Below are 17,454 nucleotides of genomic sequence, written 5' to 3' on the forward strand. Positions count from 1 at the left end.
GGCCGCCGGACTATTCGGCGGTGAAGACCTCCTGGCCACCCACGTAGGTGCGCAGGACGCGGGTGTGGGCAATCTCCTCGGCGGGGGCGGCGAACGGGTCGCGGTCGAGCAGGACCAGGTCGGCGAGGTGGCCGACCTGGAGGGTGCCGGTGTCGTCGAGGCGGTTGAGGTGGGCGGTGCCGGCGGTGTAGGCGGCGAGCGCGGTGGCCAGGTCGAGGCGCTGGTCGGGCAGGAAGACCGGCGTGTCGGGGTCGGCGTCGGGTTCGCGGCGGTTGACGGCGACGTGCAGGCCGTCGATGGGGACGGGGCTGGAGACCGGCCAGTCGCTGCCCGCCGCGAGGGTGGCTCCGGCGCGCAGCAGGTCGCCGAACGGGTACTGCCAGGCGGCGCGTTCGGGGCCCAGGAAGGGGATGGTGAGCTCGTCCATCTGCGGTTCGTGGGCGGCCCACAGCGGCTGGATGTTGGCGATCGCGCCGAGCTCGGCGAACCTCGGCAGGTCGGCGGGGTGGACGAGTTGCAGGTGGGCGAGGTGGTGCCGGTTGCCGCGCCGACCGTTGGCCGCGACGGCGGCCTCGATCGCGTCCAGCGCCTCGCGGACGGCGCGGTCGCCCAGCGCGTGGAAGTGCACCTGGAAGTCGAGCGCGTCGAGGGCGGTGACGTGCTCGCGCAGCGCGAGGGGGTCGACGAAGCTCAGGCCGGAGTTGGCGGTGGCGCAGCCGCAGCCGTCCAGGTAGGGGCTGGTGAGCGCGGCTGTGAAGTTCTCCGCGATGCCGTCCTGCATGATCTTCACCGCCCCGGCGCGGAACCGTCCGTGGTTCAACTGCTCGCGCCGGGCGACGAGTTCGGGGATCTGTTCGGCGCCGCGCTCGCGGTCCCACCAGAGCGCGCCGACCACCCGGGCGGTGAGGATGCCCTGCCGGGCGGCGGCGAGGTAGGCGTCGGCCGGGTCGGGGTGGCCACCGAACTCGCCGAGCAGGGCGTCCTGCCAGGCGGTGATGCCGAGCGAGTGCAGCAGTCGCTGGGCGCGCAGCAGGCCGGCCAGGCGGTCGGCGGCGGTGGGGCTGGGGGCGTGCTTGCCGACCAGGCCGACGGCGCCCTCCTGGAGCATGCCGCTGGGCGTGCCGTCCGGTTCGCGTTCGATCCGTCCGTCGGCCGGGTCGGGGGTGTGCCGGGTGAGCCCGGCGGCCTCCAGCGCACGGGAGTTGGCCCACGCGCCGTGGTGGTCGCGGTTGGCGAGCAGCACCGGGCGGTCGGGCACCACCCGGTCGAGCAGCTGCCGGGTGGGCAGGCCGCCGTCGAAGCTCTCCAGCGACCAGCCGCCGCCGGTGATCCACGCCTGCTCCGGGTGGGCGGCCGCGTACTCGCCGATCAGCCGCAGGTAGTCGTCCACGCCGACGGTGCCGCTGAGGTCGCAGGAGGCCATCTCCATGCCGCCGTACACCGCGTGCACGTGCGCGTCCTGGAAGCCCGCGACCAGCAACTTGCCGCGCAGGTCGACGAGTTCGGTGCGGGGGCCGATCAACTCCCGTACCTCGTCGTGGCCGACGGCGGTGATCCGCCCGCCGGTGACGGCCAGCGCGCTGGCCCGGGTGCGGGCGGCGTCGCCGGTGTGGATCGGGCCTCCGGTGAAGACCAGGTCGGCGTGGTTCATGGGTGCTTCCTCAACTCTTCGGGGTGTTACAGGGATTGAGCGCTGGTGAAGTACGGCGAGCGGCGCACCCAGCGCGACCAGGCGGCGGCCAGCAGGCCGGAGCCGATCATCACCACCGGCACCGAGAGTTCGAACCACCCGTTGTCGGCGGCGAGTTCGAAGTGGTCGGCGGAGTCGTACAGGCTCCACGCCAGGTAGCCGCCGACCAGCAGCAGCACCGCCCCGCCGAGCAGCGGCGCGACCACCGCTTTCAGCCCCTCCGCGAGGTCCTCCCGCAGCAGGTGCCGGAAGCGCACGGCGGAGGCGATCGCCACCAGCGCGTAGTAGAGCGCGACCACGATGCCGATCGCGTTGACGGTGGCGGAGATCAGCTCGGTGACGGTCGGGATGACCAGCGCCAGCGCGGCCAGTGCCAGCGCGATGCCGGTGATCAGCCAGGTGCCGGTGGACGGGGTGCGGTGGCGCGGGTGCAACCGCGTCCAGGCCCGGCCGAGGGTGCCGTCGCGGCCCATCGCCAGCGCGCCCCGCGCGGTCGGGATCACCGCGGCCTGCAGCGAGGCCGCCGCCGAGCAGGTCAGCGCCACCAGCGGCAGCGCGGCCAGCGGCTGGTCGGCGAGCCGGTCGGCGAAGTACGCCAGGCCGGTGGCCCCGTTGTCGGCCAACTCCTGGAGCGGAAGCACCCGTTGAAAGGCGGTGCCGGCGAACAGGAACAGCCCGAGCATCAGCAGCAGCGAGCGGAACCCGCCGCGGGTGGCGTCCTTCGGGTCACGCACCTCCTCGCCGACGCTGAACACCGACTCGAACCCCCAGTAGCAGAACACCGCCAACACCATGCCCTGGGCGAGCGCAGTCGGCGAGGTCAGCTCGAACGGGTTGTACCAGGACAGGCTGAACGGCTGGTCGCCGGCGAACAGCCCGTACCCGCAGAACGCGATCAGCACCGCGTACTCGAAGACCAGCAGGTACTTCTGGAGCGCCGCCGCCAGGTCGAGCCCGCGCACGGCCACCACCGTCGCGCCCAGCAGTACCAGCATGCCGATCAGTGTGCACTGGGCGCTGGAGTCCGGATCGAGCTCCACGCCGGGCAGCGCGTGCAATCCGGCCGTCCCGGCCAGTTGGACGAGCGCCGAGCCGGTCACCGTGGTGGTGTACGCCATGAACACGATGGTGGTGACGATGTTGACCCAGCCGGTCAGGAACCCCAGCCACGGGTTGAGCACCCGGCCCACCCACCGGTACGAGCTGCCCGCGTCCGGCTCGGCCCGGTTCAGCCGGCCATAGCCGCAGGCGATGCCCAGCACCGGCAGGAACGCCAGCAGCATGAGGGCCGGCAGGTGCAGGCCGACCACCCCCGCCATCAGGCCCAGCCCGATGCCGATCGAGGTGGTGGCGGCCGTGCTGGACGCGGCGATCACCACCACCGCGCCGACGCCGACCGACCTGCGCATCTCCTGCGGGGCGGAGCCGCCGCCGTCCGGAACGGGACCGGGACCGGGACCGCCGTTCTCGACCATCGTTGCCAAGGGATCACCACCGATTCAATCGTGGGGGAACGCCCCAGCGGCGTACGCGAGTTGGGGGTGCGCACGCCGGGCGGGGACGCCGGGGTGGGGGCGCCGGGCCGCAGCTGGGCGGGGCACCGGCAGGAGCGCCATGAAACCGGCGGAGCTCTTCACACGTCAATGGCGTTGTCATAAGCTCGACCACCATGAACGAGCGAGCGGCGAGGCAGCCGGACACCGGGCGGGCGGCGAAACAGCCGGACACCGGGCGGGCGGCGAAGCAGCCGGACACCGGGCGGGCGGCGAAGCAGCCGGACACCGGGCGGGCGGTGGACCGGGTCGTCCCCGAGGCGGCGCGCCGGCGGCGACGCCCCACCAAGCAGGGCACCGTGCTGTCCGAGCAGGCCATCGTCGACACCGCGCTGCGCCTGGTCGGGCAGCACGGCGCGCAGGCGTTCACCGTCCGCCGCCTCGGCGCGGCGCTCGGCGCGGACCCGAGCGCGATCTACCGCTACTTCCACAGCACGGACGACCTGCTGCTGGCCGTCGCCGACGAGCTCATCGGGCGCGGCCTGCACGGCTGGCGGCCCACCGGCGACTGGCGCGCCGACCTGCGCGAGGTCGGCCTGCGCATCCACGCCCACTCGCTCGCCCATCCGCAGGCCGCCGTGCTGGCGGCGTACCGCACCACCGGCCGGGCCAACGAGATCCGCGCCATCGAAACCCTGCTCGGCATCCTGCGCGACGCGGGCTTCCCCGACCCGGACGCCGTCGCCCTCTACCACGCCTTCATCGACCAGGCCCTGGGCTTCGCCGTCCTCGACTCCGCCGCACTCGCCCTCCCCGCCCCCGCGCAGCGCGCCGACCTCGGCGTCTGGGACACCGCCTACCGGACCCTCTCCCCCGCCACCCACCCGCACATCGCCGCCACCGCCGACCTGCTCGCCGCCGACATGCGCCGCAGCGCCTACCCGCTCGCCCTCGACCTGCTCCTCACCGCCACCGCCGCCCGCCTCCCCAACCACCCGCAGTGACCGCCGGGTTCGGGCACTCCGCCGGGTGCGGGACGCCCAGCCCGGCACACCGCCCGGCCCGGCGCGCCGCCTGCGGGCGGGGCGCGGGGCGGCCGTAGGGTCGGGGCGGACGTCGAGGGCTCGGAGGGCCACGGGATGCGGATCTACATCACCTCGGTTTTCGTCGAGGACCAGGAGAAGGCGCTGCGCTTCTACACCGAGGTGCTCGGCTTCGTGAAGAAGCACGACGTGCCGCTCGGCGGCGGGGCGCGGTGGTTGACGGTGGTCTCGCCGGAGCAGCCCGGCGGCACCGAGCTGCTGCTGGAGCCCTCCGGGCATCCGGCCGTCCCGCCGTACAAGGAGGCGCTGGTGCGGGACGGCATTCCGGCGGTGTCGTTCCAAGTGGACGACGTGCAGGCGGAGTTCGACCGGTTGAGCGCCCTCGGGGTGGAGTTCGCCCAGCAGCCGACCCGGATGGGGCCGGTGACCACGGCGGTGTTCGACGACACCTGCGGCAACCTGGTGCAGATCGTCCGCCCCGGCCCTTAACTCCCTTACCCGGTAGGGGTGTTCAATTGTCGAAGGCGAGTATCCGGTCGGCGACCAGGGCGGGTTCGTCGATCGGCAGCGAGTGTCCGGCGCCCGGGACGACCTCCACCCGGGAGGTGGGCAGCACCCGGGTGATCCGGGCGGCGACCTCTGCGGAGTCGTGCAGGGCGCTGCGGGCGCCGAGCAGGAACTGCGCGGGCAGGTCGATCCGGCGCAGTTCCTCGTCGGTGAGCACCGGCGGGACGGGCAGCGCCCTACGGAAGCCCATCGCGGCCCGGGAGAGCCTCATCAACTCGTCCTCCAGGACGGCGCTGTTGCCGACCACCCGGGCCAGTCGGGGCCGCAGCACGCGGGGCGCGCCGGCCGCGAGGCCGCCGGCGATCAGCCAGGCGTAGAACCGGAAGCCGAAGCCGTTGAACCCGGCCGGGTCGAGCAGGGTCACCGCGCCGACCCGGCCCGGGCGGTGCAGCCGGTGCTGGAGGGCGACCCAGCCGCCGTACGAGCAGCCCACCAAGTGGACGTCGGCGAGGCCGAGTTCAGCCAGCACCTGGTCCAGCCAGGCCGCCGCGTCCGCCCCGTCGGTGATCGGCGTGCACTGGGTGCTGGCGCCGGGCTCGCCGATCGGGTCGACGGCGAACACCTCGCGTTCGGCGGCGAGTCGGGGCAGCTGGTGGTGCCACATCAGGCCGTTGCCGCCGGAGCCGGGGAGCAGCACGATCGGCCGGCCTCCCGTACCGGCGTCGGAGTCGGCGTCCGTGTCGGCGTCCGCGCGGTGGACGCGGGTGGTGCCGTAATCGGTCGGGACGTCGATCGGGGTGCGCGGGCCGGGCCAGAGTGCGGCCAGGGCATGGTCGTAGGCGGTGCGGAAACGGTCGGCGGCCTGGGCGTTCCTGAACTCGCTCATTCGCATGGTACAGGTGTATCACGGCATGATACGGGCGTACCAGGGAGGCCGGATCATGAACACCAAGGTCGAACACGAGGAGCGCCGACGGCAGATCGCCGAGGCGCTGCTGCGGATCGCCGACACCCAAGGGCTGCAGTCCGCCAGCATGCGCGCCGTCGCCGCCGAGGCCGGCGTCTCACTGCGCCTGGTCCAGTACTACTTCGAGACGAAGGAGGGCCTGCTGCTGGACGCGCTGGCCCGGCTCGGCGCCCAGCTCCAGGACCGAATGGCCCGCTGGATCACCGCCGCCGGCAGCCCGCCCACCCCGCGCGCGCTGGTCACCGCCGTGCTGGCCTGCATCCTGCCCACCGACGCGGAGAGCCGCCGCATCGCCCGCACCTACACCGCGTACTACGCCCTGGTGCTCAACGATCCCGAGGCGCTGGCGAAGCACGGGACCGGCCAGGCCGAGCTGCTGGAGTCCTTCCTCGCCAAGCAGCTCCGCGCCGCCCAGCAGGCCGGCGACCTCTCCCCCGCCCGCGACCCGGAGATCGCCGCCGCCGGCCTGGCCGCCCTGGTCAACGGCCTCGGCCAGAGCGTCCTGGGCGGCCAGCGCGACGGCGAGGCGGCGCTGGCGATCCTCACCCACCACCTCGACGAGCTGTTCGCGCCCGCCGGTTGACGCTCCGGCGGCCCGGCGTCAGCGCGCGTCGGCGGGGTCAGCACGCGTCGGCGGGGTCAGCGCGGGTCGTCCGTCCAGCTGACCGCCCCGTCCTCCGCGACCCGCCAGGCGCGCCGCCGCCGGACCGTCCGCCACCCCTCCGGAGCCGTGCGGGCGGCGGCCGTCCACACCGCGAGCGCGGGCAGCGCCTCGGCCCGGAGCGCCTCCCGGGCGGCGGCCCGCCGGGAGGACGGCAGGGGGTAGACCCAGATCTGGCAGGTCTCCCACAGGTCCGAGTGGCGGCCCCCGCCGTAGTTGCCGCGCAGCTCCGGCAGCCACTCGACCGCCAGCACCTCGCTGCCCCCGTCGACCTGCCAGCGGCAGAACGTGACATCGGGCGGCGCGTCGTCCGCCCCGCCCAGCGCGGAGCGGATGTCGGTCGGCGTGAGCGGCCACGAGAGGCCGCGCGGCAGCTTGCGGTTGCGGGCGGGCATCCGCCGATGCTGGCACGTCACCGGCCGCCCGTACCAGGGCTTTTGCGACCGCCCCCGTGCTGCGGCCCGGTACTGATTCGCCCAAAGACCTTCTGCCGCCCCGGGCCCTGCGGTAGCTTGCCGGGCATGACCGATCTTGGAGCCGGTACCTGGCTGTCCGAACCGATCCGCACCGAGCGGCTGGTGCTCCGGATGCCGGAGGCGCGCGACCGGGCGACCGTCATCGACCTGTTCACCTCGCCGGAGGTCGGCACCTACATCGGCGGCCCGCGCCCGCGCGAGGAGTTCGAGCGGACCGTGCCCGAGCAGCCCTCCCAGCGGCCCGGCCTGTTCACGGTCGAGCTCGACGGCGCGATGATCGGCCTGGTCACCCTCGACCGCCGCGCCCCGGAACGCCCCGGCCACGTCCTGCCGGACGGGCAGGAGACCGAACTCGGCTACCTGTTCCTCCCGCAGTCCTGGGGCCACGGGTACGCCACCGAAGCGTGCGCGGCTGCCCTGGCGTGGTGCGCGGGGGCGCGGGTCGGCGAGCCGGTGGTGCTCACCACCCAGGTCGCCAACGGCCCTTCGCTGCAGGTGGCTTCGAAGCTGGGCTTCACCGAGGTCGAACGCTTCGTGGAGTTCGACGCCGAGCAGTGGTTCGGCGTCCGCCACCCGTCCTGACGCACCCCGTGCCCGTCCACCGCCGCCGCACCTCCCGCGTCCTGCTGCTCGACCACCGGGACCGCCTGCTACTGCTCTGCGGCCGCGACCCGCGCGCCGCCGGCGCCCGCTGGTGGTTCACCGTCGGCGGCGGCATCGAGCCCGGCGAGGACGCCTTGGCGGCGGCCGTACGGGAGCTGCGCGAGGAGACCGCCCTGACGCTGACCACCGACCGGCTCGGCCCGCTCGCCTGGACCCGCCGCACCCGGTTCAGCGTCGACGGCCGGCACTTCGACCAGTGGGAGGAGTACCGCCTCTGCCGCCTCACCGCCACCGAGGCCGCCGCCACCCGCATCGACCCCGAGGAGGCCCGCTACGGCCACCACTGGTGGAGCCTCCCCGACCTGGCCACCACCCCCCAAACCATCCGCCCCCGCCACCTGGCCCACCACCTCACCACCCTGCTCCGCTCCGCCCCCTCCCAACTCCCGCTCCACCTGGGCGACTTCGACGAGGACGCCGACCTGGCCCCCGGGTAGAAGGCACTCCCGCTCGTTCGCCGCTCCGCCGTGTTGGCCGGTCCTGCTCAGCTTGTGCGGTACTGCGCAGTCCTTCGCTCGTTGGTCATCGGACTGCCCCCGAGGAACAGGAACGAGCTGCCGTGGCCATCGAGATCACCGAGGACTGCATCAACTGTGGTGCCTGTGAACCGGAGTGCCCGAACGAGGCGATCAGCGCGGGTGACGAGATCTACGTGATCAACCCCAACGCCTGTACCGAGTGCGTGGGCTTCTTCGACCGACTCGCCTGCCAGGAGGTGTGCCCGGTGGAATGCTGCGTGCCCGATCCGAACAGGGTGGAGACCGAGGACGTTCTGATCAAGCGAGCCCTGAGCCTGCACCCCGACGACGAGGTACTCCGGAGCAAGGCGGAGGCCAACGACTACCCCAGCCACTTCCGGAAGTGAACCCGCCCGGCCGGCCGCCGAGGGACGCGCCAGCCGACGAGACCGCAAGGGAGACTTTCAGAGGTTCGTGCCGGCCTTTCGAGCCACCTGCTGGCGCACCAGAGCAGCGTGCATGCGCACCACGGCGGCACGGTCGGGTACGCGGTAAATGCGCGCATCCCGGTCGTAGTTGTCGAGCAGCAGCTGTCCGACCAGCAGCTTCTTCGCGGGGTCGTTCCCGCAGGCGTTGAACAGCTCGCGGTAGCGGTCCTGATACTGCAGGCGGCTCCCGCGGCCACCGCGGGGCTCCATGGCCGCCGCAGGCCGTCCGACACCTGCGACGCATGACGCCGCAAGGCCGGCGAACGTGACTCGGAGCGCCTGGCGGCGTGTTGGCTGGTAAGTCATATGCGGAACGTAGCAGAACGGCTACCTTCTGCCACGCTCGGGTGCGGCCAAAGCCTCGCGAAGCTTCCGTCCTCGCCTGGCGGTGATCCTTCATGAGGCCGCAGCCAGACCCCTGAACCTCCCCGCTTGCTTCAAGGGACAGAAGACCTGCGACCGGCAGTGCGGGCCGAGCACCACCGAAGGAGGAAAGACCCCGTGCTCCAACACCTCATCACCCAGGACGACCGGCTGCGGATGATCCCCATCGACCGGGACGAGCTGACCCTTGCCGTCGGCCGGCTCCGCCAGGAGTTGGACGCCACCGCCGACCCCTCCCGAATCCGCTTCCTGACCAGGGAGATCGGCATCGCCCAGATGACGCTGGGCCACCACGACGAAGCCCGCGCACTCCTGCGGCAGGCACTCGACCTGGCCACTGCCGCCGGCCGCACTCGGTCCGTCGTCGCCGCCGGGATCAACCTCGCCGACGCCCACCGCTACGCAGGTGACACGCGGGCCGCAGACACGCTCTACCGCAGCGCACTCGCCACCGCACGAAGCCGGTACCCGGAACTCCTCGACTTCGCGCACCAGCACTTCGGCAAGCACCTGATGGAACTCGGCGACCACACGCGGGCCCTGGCCCACCTGCAAGAGGCACTGCGGCTGCGGATCGCCAAGGGCAACGCCGAACTGGTGGAATCCACCCAGGCCGCACTCGACCGTCTCGCTCTGCTGCTCGGCCGCGCCACCCCCAACTCCCCGGTGCCGCACGGATGGAGCGCCGGGTGGACCGCCTGGCTCCGGTCCCGCACCACCGCACGGACACCGGCCCGATGGGTGGAGGACTTCCCGGGCCTGCGGGACGCCGTGCGAGAACTCGCCGCCCACCAGCGGGTGCATCCGCGTCTCCTGCGCGACCGGCCGTTCGCCGCCGAGCCGATCGCCGCGATGGCGCAGGAGGCCGACGACGCCCTCGCCACCGCCGGGTACCTCCACAACGGCAAGTGGAACGCGCCCGTCGGTGACGCGGCGACCCGCTTCGCCACCCGGGTCGATCTCGCCGCCGTCGTGGCCCGGGCCACGGGCTTGGAGGTCGAACAGCCGCACGCCGGCGTCTACCTCGCGTACCGGGACAACGGGCAGTTCCTCGACTTCCACGTCGACGAGTTCGGCTTCGGCGAGATCAACCTGATCCTGTGCCTCACGCACGAACGCCCCACCGCCGCTGTCGCCGCGCCCAGTTCGACCGTCTTCATCACCGCCGACGGCCACCTCGAACACGACCTGGCCGCAGGCGACGGTGTCGTGTTCGACGGCGCACTCACGCCCCACGGCCGCACGCCCGTGGGCATCGGCGAGAGCGTCACCCTGATCGGCTTCGGCTTCCGCACGCGCGACCGGGCCCGGCACGCGCCCGCGAACCTCCCACCGCCGCCCAGGCCGTGAGCCCGCCGCCGAACCGGCCGAATCCCTGGCGTCATCGAGCTTCCGCCCCGCGCGGGCGATGCGGCCCATCGAATGCGCGGCGACGATCGACTTCATGGGCTCGGTGGCTCTGTCCATGGCCGCGATAATCGGGCTCTCCACCAGGCCAGGCGCGCCGCGTTGACGCGGATGCCGTGGCCATCCCTGCCCTGGTCCTCGACCAGCGTCTCGACGTGCTCGCCATGAACCGCCTCGCCCGCGCCTTCTACCCGACCTTCGACCAACTCCCGCCGAGCGACTGGAACATGGCCCGGTTCATGTTCCTCGACCCGGCCGCCCGCGTGCTGTACGCGGACTGGACCGACACCGCCCGCGAGAACGTCGGCACGCTGCGCCTGCGCGCCGGCCGCGAGCCGCACGACGAATGCCTCGCCCGGCTCGTCGACGACCTGAGCGCCGACCCCGACTTCCGCCGCCAGTGGAACGATCAGAACGTGTACCGGCCGACCTACGGAAGCAAGCGCTACCGGCACCCCGTCGCGCCCGGCTCACCCTCCGAGGCGGCGCTCCGCACATTCTGGCCGCTGCTGTGCCCGGGCCCGGGCCGCCGAGCGCCGGCTCGGCGGTCGGCGAGGGTGCAGATCAGGGTGGCGGTGGCCAGGAAGGCGACCATCGCGCGGAGCAGGCCGCTCTCGGGGTAGGTGTCGGCGACCGCGTGCAGGGCCAGGTAGGCGGCGGCGAGGCCGGACGCCGCCGCGAGGGCGAGCGGCAGCAGCGCGTCCCGCACCTGGCGGCAGCACAGGGCGGCGGTGCCGGTCAACAGCCCGGCAGCCAGGGCGACTTGGGGGTGGGCGAAGCCCAGGCCGTAGCGCACGGCGAGGGCCGGCACCAGGAACAGCACCAGTCCGCGACGCAGCACCGCCGTCAGCGCGGCCGTCGCGGGGCCCGGGTCGGCAGCGGCCGGGGCGGTGGGGCGCAGGCGGGCGGTGGCCGCCAGGACCGCCAGGCAGAGCAGCAGTTCCGGCCAACGTCCGCGCAGATGTGCGAGGTTGTAGAGCAGCGCGGTGTCGTAGACCACCATCACCAGCCCGCCGATCGCCCACAGCGAGAGTGCGAAGTGCAGCAACCCGACCGGCCCGGGCCGGAGTTCGGCTCCCCGGTCGCGGCGGGCGAGGGCGCGCACCAGCGGGCCGGTGACGACGGCGGACGCGGCGCGGAGCAGCAGGTCCTGGACGGTCCACGGGTTGCGCAGCGCCCACTCCACCACGCCGAACACCACCGTGTACGAGCCTGCGGCCGCCCACACCAGCGCCCGCGACCCGAACGCCGCCCGGTACAGCGCCGGGCTCAGCCTGCGCAGCACCGTCCCGTACGCGAACAGCACCAGCGGCAGCTCCAGGAACGCCTGCACCCGCAGCACGCTCGGCGCGAACACCCCCGGCGCGGGCAGCCGTTCGGCCAGCGCCCGCACCACCGGACTGCCTTCCGGCTGGGCGAACCACCCGGGCGGCAGGTACCGCGCCACGAACCAGGCGTCGCCCCCGTGCACCCGCAACACATAGGCCGCGCACACCAGTTGGTTGACGTACACCACCGCCACCACGGCCACCAGCCCCACCCCGGGCCCGGGCACCCACCGCCCCCGCCCCGCTGCCGCCCCGGCCAGCACGCGCGGCCCGAAGCGCAGGCCGGCGGCGACCGACAGGACGACGGCGGCATCGATGAGCAGCGCGGTAGTGATCATCCGCGAGATCCTACGGCCCGTGTCAACGGCGGCGAACGGCCGGCCAGGGCGCAGGCGCTGCTACGAAGGGGTCGCCTGCGGCAGCTGACGTTCGCTCTCGTCGAGCCAGGCCAGGTACCACCGCGCGAAGGTCATCGGCTCGCCGCGCTCGCCCAGCAGCGGGGTGAGGTCCTCGTCGTCCGCCCGGTCGTCGGACCAGATCCGCCCCCGCTCGGGGCCGCTGAGGATCAGCCATTGGCGGGCGGCGCAGCCCAGCTGCGAGATCACGACGGCGCCGACGGTGCGGTCCGGGGCGAACATCACGGGTTCCCATCGCTCGTCCCAGGCCTCGATGGCGTCGTCGAAGTCCTCGATCTCCTCGAAGTCCTCCTCGTTCGGCCGCTCTTCCAGTAGCGCCCGCACGTGCTCCTGGTCCGGGCCCTGCCGGGGGAAGGGCTCGCCCAGCCTGGACAGGTCCGCGAGGTCGGCGCCGTCGCCCTCCCAGCGCCAGCGGCCCTCGATCCGTCGGACGGGGTAGACGCCGTACGCCGGGCCTGCGCCGCCGGCTCCGACCTGGAGGAGGAACTCGCGGTACTCCTCGGGCAGGACGACGCCCGCCTGGGCTTCGAGGTCGGCCACCTCGGCCGCGGTCAGCGGCTCCTCCAGGGCGAACCGGTGCCCCAGCGCACCGAACACCCGGGCACCGGCCGGATTCGCCCCCAGTGCACGCACACGCTCCCGAATGCCTTCCCAGGTCTGCCCAGTCATGGGCGGAGCCTACGAGGCGCAACCGACAGTCCGGACGGTCGCCCCCTCGGGGCGGGTGCGCTCAGCCGGCGGCGGCGTCCACGTAGGCGTGCAGGGCCTCGCGCCCGGTCGGGACGTTCCAGCGGCGCAGGGCGTCCATGCCGCCGGAGGGCCAGGCGATGTCGTCCTGGGCGGCGAGGAAGCGGGTGACGCGTTGCTGCGTTTCGCTCAAGTCCCGGAAGGAGTGCGGGGGTTCGGCGGGGGTGGCCGGGAAGACCAGGGTGAGCAGCTGGTGTGCCGTGTAGTACCGGTCGTAGAACCGCTCGCGTCCGGTACTGGCGGCCAGCAGGGCGAGCATGGCCTCGACCGCCCGGAGGCTCGCGCCCTCGGGTGTCTCGACGAGGGCCATCACGGCGAGGCTGCCGTACGAGCCGCTCAGGAACGACATCGTCGCGGCGTCCTGCGGCGGCCGGGCGACGACCTGGATCAGCGTGTCGACGACGGCCGGGGTCGCGACGCCGAGTCGGGTCAGCGCGAACGCGGAGGCCCAGCGCAGCTCCACGACGGGGCTGTCCAGGTACCCCTCGACGAAGGCGGTGCTGGACGGGTCGCCCAGCAGCCCGAGCGCGACGAGGCCGGTGGCGGCCGCGCCGGGCGAGGTCTCGGCGGCGACGAACGCCTTGAGCAGCGGGACCGACGTCCCCGCGTATTCGGGGAACCACGCCAACAGGTTCGCGGTCTCGGCGCGCAGTTCGGGGCTGTCCGACGCCAGCAGGCCGGCGAGTTCGGGAAGCGCCGCCCGGACGGCGTCGTACGCGAGCACCACCGCTTCGGCGTCGATGAGCTGCTGCTCGCAGATCGCCGCGCGGTCCTTGCGCTGCTCCTCGTCCGCGGCTTCGGCGATCCACCTGTGCTGCTCGTCGGCTTCGCCCCGCATCTGCGCCAGGTACGCGCGGTCCTCCTGGGGGTCGTAGCCGTCCGGCAGGTAGTTGTTGTCCAGCCCGATCGCGATGGCGCCCAGCAGCCCGACCGCCCGGTGCCGGTCGACCAGCCGCGGATCGAGCGCCATCCGCACCAGGAACGGAACGGTGTGAACGGCCGCCTGCGACCGCGTCCCCTGGTGCACGATGCGATTCGCCAGCCGGGCGAACGGCGGATACTCCCCCGCCCAGTCCCCCGCCCACATCGCCCGCAGATACCCGGGCACGTCGTCCGCCCTGCCGTAGGAATGCCCCAACTGCGCCCAGGGCACATCGTCCAGGCTGGCCAGGGGATCACAAAGTTCGCTGGTCACGGCAGCAGATCCTGACACACCCCGGCGACAGCTCCGCCCACCCCCGCAGCCGCCGGGCCGCTTCCTCCGGACCACCGTCATGCGGTCCGGTGGCACTCCCGACCTGGATTCACCTGGGGTTGGTGGGCAGTGGAGGCTCACGGATTCCTGGTGCAGTTCACCGGTGGGCCGCACCCGAGCACCTACTGGCGCACCTGGATCGTGTCGACGCTGCGGCGGCCTGGGCCGCGGAGAACCGTCCCGCCTGGTTCGGCGGAGCCCCCTCATCGCTCCACGCCTTCAGCTGCAACGGCGAGCTGCCGGTCCACACCCGCAACAGCGTCCCGGTCTCCCCGCTGCGACTGTCCGACGCCCCCGCAGCCGTCGCAGACGTTGCGGCCTTGGTTGAGCTGCACAGAGCGGTGGGAGACAGCGCCGGAAGGGGCTGCTCGACATGTGGGCGGACGCGTGGGCTGTGCTGACCGACGCCGACCGGGAGTTCTGGGACTACGTGCCTCTGGAGCGGGTCGGCCCGCTGCGGTTCGGCATGAGCATCGAGGGGGCGGCCGCCGCGATGCCGGCATGCGGCTTCACGTCCGACCCGGCCTCCGGGATCGGGAGGTTCGGCCCGTTCGAGCAGGTGCGTACGAGGTTCCGTGCGGTGGACGCCCCGTTCCACCGCACGGACGTGGTGGCCTACTCCGTGGGCCCGATGGGATTGACCTGCGTCGCGGTCGACGCCCTGACCGGCCCCCAGGTCATGTGGGCGGGGCTGCCGACTGGTCGGCCGACCTCCCTCCGAGCTTTCGGACGAGCTCATGGCCCACCTGGAGAGCACCGGCAGGGACATCGAGATCACACCGGCAACGACATCGGCTCGCAGGACCTGGACATCATGCCGTGCGCCCAGCGTGCCGGTGACAGGCTGTTGACACGGCTGGTCCTCGGCAGGCCCAACGACTGGGCCAACACCATGCACGACTGCATCCCGGCCGACGAACTGCACGGCCACCACTGACCTCGCCCAGCGGGCGCACGAACGTCGACCATCCGCCGGTGATGACTCTCCACGCACCGGGCGGCCGTTGCCCTGCCACTCATGCCTGACAACGCGAGTCCCGCAGACACCATGTTCGAACGCTTCTTGTGCTGCGTCTGCGGCCGGAGCACCGCCGTACCCGCGACGAGAGCGCGGGCGGTCGGCTGTCGGCCTCGCCGGGGTTGTTCGCCGGAGCGGACGCCGTCCAACGGTGCTGCGCCCGGCGGTGGACAGGCGGGTGGATGGGACGCGCTCCCACGACCTTCGACGTCCGGCGGAGCACGCGAACACCGCGCGGCGGCACGCCACTTCGACTCTTTCAGCGACCGCCGGCGTTCCGTCCATGGTGGGCCGTTGGCTTTGCCGTCAACGCTGCTCGAACAAATCCGCTCCATGCGGACCTCTGTACGGTTACGCTCCGTTGTCGCTGGGCGGCGCGTCTCGGCAAACGAACGCCGTCCGCCGGTGCGCGAATTGGCGTCGCCGGGAGCGGCAGCGGGTAATCGCTTTCCATTACCGGAGAGGTCCGGCCGGGCTTCGGTCGGACTGTATTCGTTCGGAGACAAAGAGGGCTTGTTCGGTAACGGAGAACGCCGTTCCGGACGCATTTTTGGACGCCGCGTCATACCGCCGCCGAACCCCCTGCGGGCCGTCGGGTGGCGGACTGTACCAGCATGCGAGAACGGCCGGCGGCGGCCCGTGCGGCGGGTGACGGCAGCTCGAGGGCTTGATCACTGAACGTGATCAAGATGCGAGGGTCGAGGGTTCACAGTTCACTCACAGGTCGACTGGGAAACCGACTCAACAACCATTGTGGGGCCGGATGGCGAGAGGTAGAGTCCCGGTTCGCCGAAGCACGGACGGGCACCTCTGGGCATTTTTCTTGGAGCGCGCATGTCAAAGAACGGTGGTGCCAACAGATCGGATTCCGACCTGTTGGGCGTGTTCGCGGAAGCCGTTCTCCGGTGGCCCGAGCGAGCCGCGATCGAGTCTCCCGAGTACACGCTCAGCTACCAGCAACTCGCTTACCGCGCACAGTGCTTGGCCGATCGGCTGAGTGACCGGCCCGGCCCGGTCGCGGTCCCGGCCAGGCACCACCCGGACACCGTCGTGGCGTTGCTGGGCATCCTGGCGGCGGGCGGCAGCTACGTGCCGATCGACCCGGGGTTCCCGGCGGAGCGGCAGCAGCGGATGGCCGAGGCGGCCGGCTGCCGAGCGCTGGTCGGCCGTGCGGAGGATGCCCGGCAGGTGGACCAACTCGGCTTACGCTACGTCGAGTTGGCAGCGAACGACGGAGGCGACAGCATCGGCACGCCGGTCGCGGCAGCCCCCGAGGACCCCGCGTACGTGCTGTTCACCTCGGGATCCACGGGCCGGCCGAAGCCGGTGCAGACGCCACGAGGGGCGATCTCGGCGGTGGTCGGCTCGCTGCGCGAGCTCTTCGAACTCACCCCCGAGGACCGGGTGTTGCAGTTCGCGTCGCTGAACTGGGACACCTGCTTCGAGGAGATCCTGCCCGTCCTGACGGCCGGCGGGCGGCTGGTGTTCGATCCGGAGGCGCACTCGGCGTCGTTCCCCCGACTGTTACGGATGGTCGAGCGGCGCGGCGTCACCGTGCTCGATCTGCCCACCGCGTTCTGGCACGAACTGGTCCTGCACATCGCCGAGAGCAACGCCCAACTCCCGCCTTGTGTAAGGCTGATGGTGATCGGCGGCGAGGCGGCGAACCCGGCCCGGCTGGCGGACTGGAGCCGCCTGGCGGGCAGTGCGCGGGTCCGGCTGCTGAACACCTACGGCTGCACCGAGACCACCCTGATCACCCACGCGGTGGACCTGCTCGGCCCGCGCACCCCGCAACCGGGCCGCCCCTGGGACCCCGCCGCGCCCGCGCCTCTCGGGCGGGCGCTCCCCCACGTGGACGAACTCCTTACTCCCGAGGGCGAGTTGATGATCGGCGGCCCGGCCGTCGCCACCGGCTACCTCGGCCTTCCGGACGCCACCGCCGAACGGTTCGTCCTTCGTGACGGGCAGCGCTGGTTCCGCACCGGTGACCGCGCGGCGCGCGACCAGGACGGGGTGCTGACCTCGCTCGGACGGCTGGACCACGAGGTGAAGATCCGCGGCATCCGGGTCGACCCGGCCGAGGTCGAGGCCGGACTCGGCACCCACCCGGCCGTGGGCGCGGCGGCCGTCACCGCCGTCACGCTGGCGGGACGGTCGGCGCTGGTCGCGTACGTCGTCCCGCGCTCCGGCCGGCCGGACCCGGCCCTCGCTGCCGAACTCCTGCTCCACCTGCGGGAACGGGTGCCCGGGCACCTCGTGCCGAGCCGGATCACCGTGGTGCCGGACCTGGTCCGCACCGCCAGCGGCAAGGTCGACCGCGCCGCCTCGCACCGCCTGCACGGCGCCACCCCGCTCGCACGCTGACCTACCCCCGTCGGCCGGGACATCCACTCCGGCCGCTCCGCACCGGCGGCATATCTGACGCTCCGTCAGACGGAAACAGCGCCGGA

General features: G+C 72.8%; 17 protein-coding genes. 10 read left to right on the forward strand and 7 right to left on the reverse strand.

Translation table 11 applies throughout. From position 1 onward, the window contains the following. Window positions 1–10: 10 nt before the first annotated feature. Complete coding sequence (locus tag ACWEMJ_RS01050; protein WP_452134797.1) at window positions 11–1,651, reverse strand: amidohydrolase; 1,641 nt, start codon at window positions 1,649–1,651, stop codon at window positions 11–13. A gap of 26 nt (window positions 1,652–1,677) precedes the next feature. Next, the gene (locus tag ACWEMJ_RS01055) at window positions 1,678–3,165 is read right to left on the reverse strand and encodes an APC family permease (RefSeq protein WP_452134849.1); all 1,488 of its coding nucleotides are present in this window, start codon (window positions 3,163–3,165) and stop codon (window positions 1,678–1,680) included. 194 nt (window positions 3,166–3,359) lie between these two features. Here ACWEMJ_RS01055 and ACWEMJ_RS01060 point away from each other — a divergent pair, with 194 nt between their 5' ends. Next, window positions 3,360–4,187, forward strand: coding sequence for a TetR/AcrR family transcriptional regulator (locus ACWEMJ_RS01060; protein WP_452134798.1), 828 nt, complete (start codon window positions 3,360–3,362; stop codon window positions 4,185–4,187). Window positions 4,188–4,322: 135 nt separating this feature from the next. Then, entirely contained in the window at window positions 4,323–4,715 is a 393-nt protein-coding gene (locus tag ACWEMJ_RS01065) for a VOC family protein (protein ID WP_452134799.1), read from the forward strand. 22 nt (window positions 4,716–4,737) lie between these two features. On the opposite strand, the gene ACWEMJ_RS01070 is transcribed toward ACWEMJ_RS01065, so the two are convergent. Further along, on the reverse strand, window positions 4,738–5,619 hold the full coding sequence (locus ACWEMJ_RS01070) for an alpha/beta fold hydrolase (protein WP_452134800.1): 882 nt from the start codon (window positions 5,617–5,619) through the stop codon (window positions 4,738–4,740). Between the two features lie 55 nt (window positions 5,620–5,674). Between ACWEMJ_RS01070 and ACWEMJ_RS01075 the strand changes: the two genes are divergently transcribed. Further along, window positions 5,675–6,283, forward strand: a complete 609-nt coding sequence (locus ACWEMJ_RS01075) for a TetR/AcrR family transcriptional regulator (RefSeq protein WP_452134801.1) — start codon at window positions 5,675–5,677, stop codon at window positions 6,281–6,283. A 56-nt stretch (window positions 6,284–6,339) separates the two neighbouring features. Here ACWEMJ_RS01075 and ACWEMJ_RS01080 read toward each other — a convergent pair whose 3' ends face one another. Beyond that, window positions 6,340–6,756, reverse strand: a complete 417-nt coding sequence (locus tag ACWEMJ_RS01080; RefSeq protein WP_452134802.1) for a hypothetical protein — start codon at window positions 6,754–6,756, stop codon at window positions 6,340–6,342. Window positions 6,757–6,882: 126 nt separating this feature from the next. Here ACWEMJ_RS01080 and ACWEMJ_RS01085 point away from each other — a divergent pair, with 126 nt between their 5' ends. The 3 genes from ACWEMJ_RS01085 to ACWEMJ_RS01095 all read left to right on the forward strand — a co-directional run bounded on the left by ACWEMJ_RS01085 (window position 6,883) and on the right by ACWEMJ_RS01095 (window position 8,365). Continuing rightward, entirely contained in the window at window positions 6,883–7,419 is a 537-nt protein-coding gene (locus tag ACWEMJ_RS01085; RefSeq protein ID WP_452134803.1) for a GNAT family N-acetyltransferase, read from the forward strand. A gap of 8 nt (window positions 7,420–7,427) precedes the next feature. Further along, entirely contained in the window at window positions 7,428–7,937 is a 510-nt protein-coding gene (locus tag ACWEMJ_RS01090; protein WP_452134804.1) for an NUDIX hydrolase, read from the forward strand. 122 nt (window positions 7,938–8,059) lie between these two features. Continuing rightward, complete coding sequence (locus ACWEMJ_RS01095) at window positions 8,060–8,365, forward strand: YfhL family 4Fe-4S dicluster ferredoxin (protein ID WP_452134805.1); 306 nt, start codon at window positions 8,060–8,062, stop codon at window positions 8,363–8,365. 57 nt (window positions 8,366–8,422) lie between these two features. Here ACWEMJ_RS01095 and ACWEMJ_RS01100 read toward each other — a convergent pair whose 3' ends face one another. After that, window positions 8,423–8,752 (reverse strand): hypothetical protein, encoded by a 330-nt coding sequence (locus tag ACWEMJ_RS01100; RefSeq protein WP_452134806.1) that lies wholly within the window; start codon window positions 8,750–8,752, stop codon window positions 8,423–8,425. 195 nt (window positions 8,753–8,947) lie between these two features. Here ACWEMJ_RS01100 and ACWEMJ_RS01105 point away from each other — a divergent pair, with 195 nt between their 5' ends. Beyond that, window positions 8,948–10,180, forward strand: a complete 1,233-nt coding sequence (locus ACWEMJ_RS01105; protein WP_452134807.1) for a tetratricopeptide repeat protein — start codon at window positions 8,948–8,950, stop codon at window positions 10,178–10,180. Between the two features lie 173 nt (window positions 10,181–10,353). Beyond that, window positions 10,354–10,860 carry an MmyB family transcriptional regulator gene (locus tag ACWEMJ_RS01110; RefSeq protein WP_452134808.1) on the forward strand — a complete coding sequence of 169 codons (507 nt, stop codon included), beginning with the start codon at window positions 10,354–10,356 and terminating at the stop codon, window positions 10,858–10,860. A gap of 1,103 nt (window positions 10,861–11,963) precedes the next feature. Here the strand turns inward: ACWEMJ_RS01110 and ACWEMJ_RS01115 are convergent. Next, complete coding sequence (locus tag ACWEMJ_RS01115) at window positions 11,964–12,650, reverse strand: SMI1/KNR4 family protein (RefSeq protein WP_452134809.1); 687 nt, start codon at window positions 12,648–12,650, stop codon at window positions 11,964–11,966. A gap of 61 nt (window positions 12,651–12,711) precedes the next feature. Further along, window positions 12,712–13,923, reverse strand: a complete 1,212-nt coding sequence (locus tag ACWEMJ_RS01120; protein WP_452134810.1) for a HEAT repeat domain-containing protein — start codon at window positions 13,921–13,923, stop codon at window positions 12,712–12,714. A 433-nt stretch (window positions 13,924–14,356) separates the two neighbouring features. On the opposite strand from ACWEMJ_RS01120, the gene ACWEMJ_RS01125 reads away from it, so the two are divergent. Further along, window positions 14,357–14,920, forward strand: coding sequence for a hypothetical protein (locus tag ACWEMJ_RS01125; protein ID WP_452134811.1), 564 nt, complete (start codon window positions 14,357–14,359; stop codon window positions 14,918–14,920). A 915-nt stretch (window positions 14,921–15,835) separates the two neighbouring features. Beyond that, entirely contained in the window at window positions 15,836–17,368 is a 1,533-nt protein-coding gene (locus tag ACWEMJ_RS01130; protein ID WP_452134812.1) for an AMP-binding protein, read from the forward strand. Window positions 17,369–17,454 lie beyond the last annotated feature (86 nt).

This window comes from Kitasatospora sp. NPDC004531 (genome assembly GCF_053602195.1).

Excerpts from the sequence above, each read along its gene's own strand:
- ACWEMJ_RS01085 (WP_452134803.1), top strand. The coding sequence starts at position 6,883 with ATGACCGATCTTGGAGCCGGTACCTGGCTGTCCGAACCGATCCGCACC.
- ACWEMJ_RS01050 (WP_452134797.1), bottom strand. The coding sequence starts at position 1,651 with ATGAACCACGCCGACCTGGTCTTCACCGGAGGCCCGATCCACACCGGC.
- ACWEMJ_RS01070 (WP_452134800.1), bottom strand. The coding sequence starts at position 5,619 with ATGAGCGAGTTCAGGAACGCCCAGGCCGCCGACCGTTTCCGCACCGCC.
- ACWEMJ_RS01060 (WP_452134798.1), top strand. The coding sequence starts at position 3,360 with ATGAACGAGCGAGCGGCGAGGCAGCCGGACACCGGGCGGGCGGCGAAA.
- ACWEMJ_RS01115 (WP_452134809.1), bottom strand. The coding sequence starts at position 12,650 with ATGACTGGGCAGACCTGGGAAGGCATTCGGGAGCGTGTGCGTGCACTG.
- ACWEMJ_RS01130 (WP_452134812.1), top strand. The coding sequence starts at position 15,836 with ATGTCAAAGAACGGTGGTGCCAACAGATCGGATTCCGACCTGTTGGGC.
- ACWEMJ_RS01055 (WP_452134849.1), bottom strand. The coding sequence starts at position 3,165 with ATGGTCGAGAACGGCGGTCCCGGTCCCGGTCCCGTTCCGGACGGCGGC.
- ACWEMJ_RS01100 (WP_452134806.1), bottom strand. The coding sequence starts at position 8,752 with ATGACTTACCAGCCAACACGCCGCCAGGCGCTCCGAGTCACGTTCGCC.
- ACWEMJ_RS01125 (WP_452134811.1), top strand. The coding sequence starts at position 14,357 with ATGTGGGCGGACGCGTGGGCTGTGCTGACCGACGCCGACCGGGAGTTC.
- ACWEMJ_RS01080 (WP_452134802.1), bottom strand. The coding sequence starts at position 6,756 with ATGCCCGCCCGCAACCGCAAGCTGCCGCGCGGCCTCTCGTGGCCGCTC.
- ACWEMJ_RS01065 (WP_452134799.1), top strand. The coding sequence starts at position 4,323 with ATGCGGATCTACATCACCTCGGTTTTCGTCGAGGACCAGGAGAAGGCG.
- ACWEMJ_RS01075 (WP_452134801.1), top strand. The coding sequence starts at position 5,675 with ATGAACACCAAGGTCGAACACGAGGAGCGCCGACGGCAGATCGCCGAG.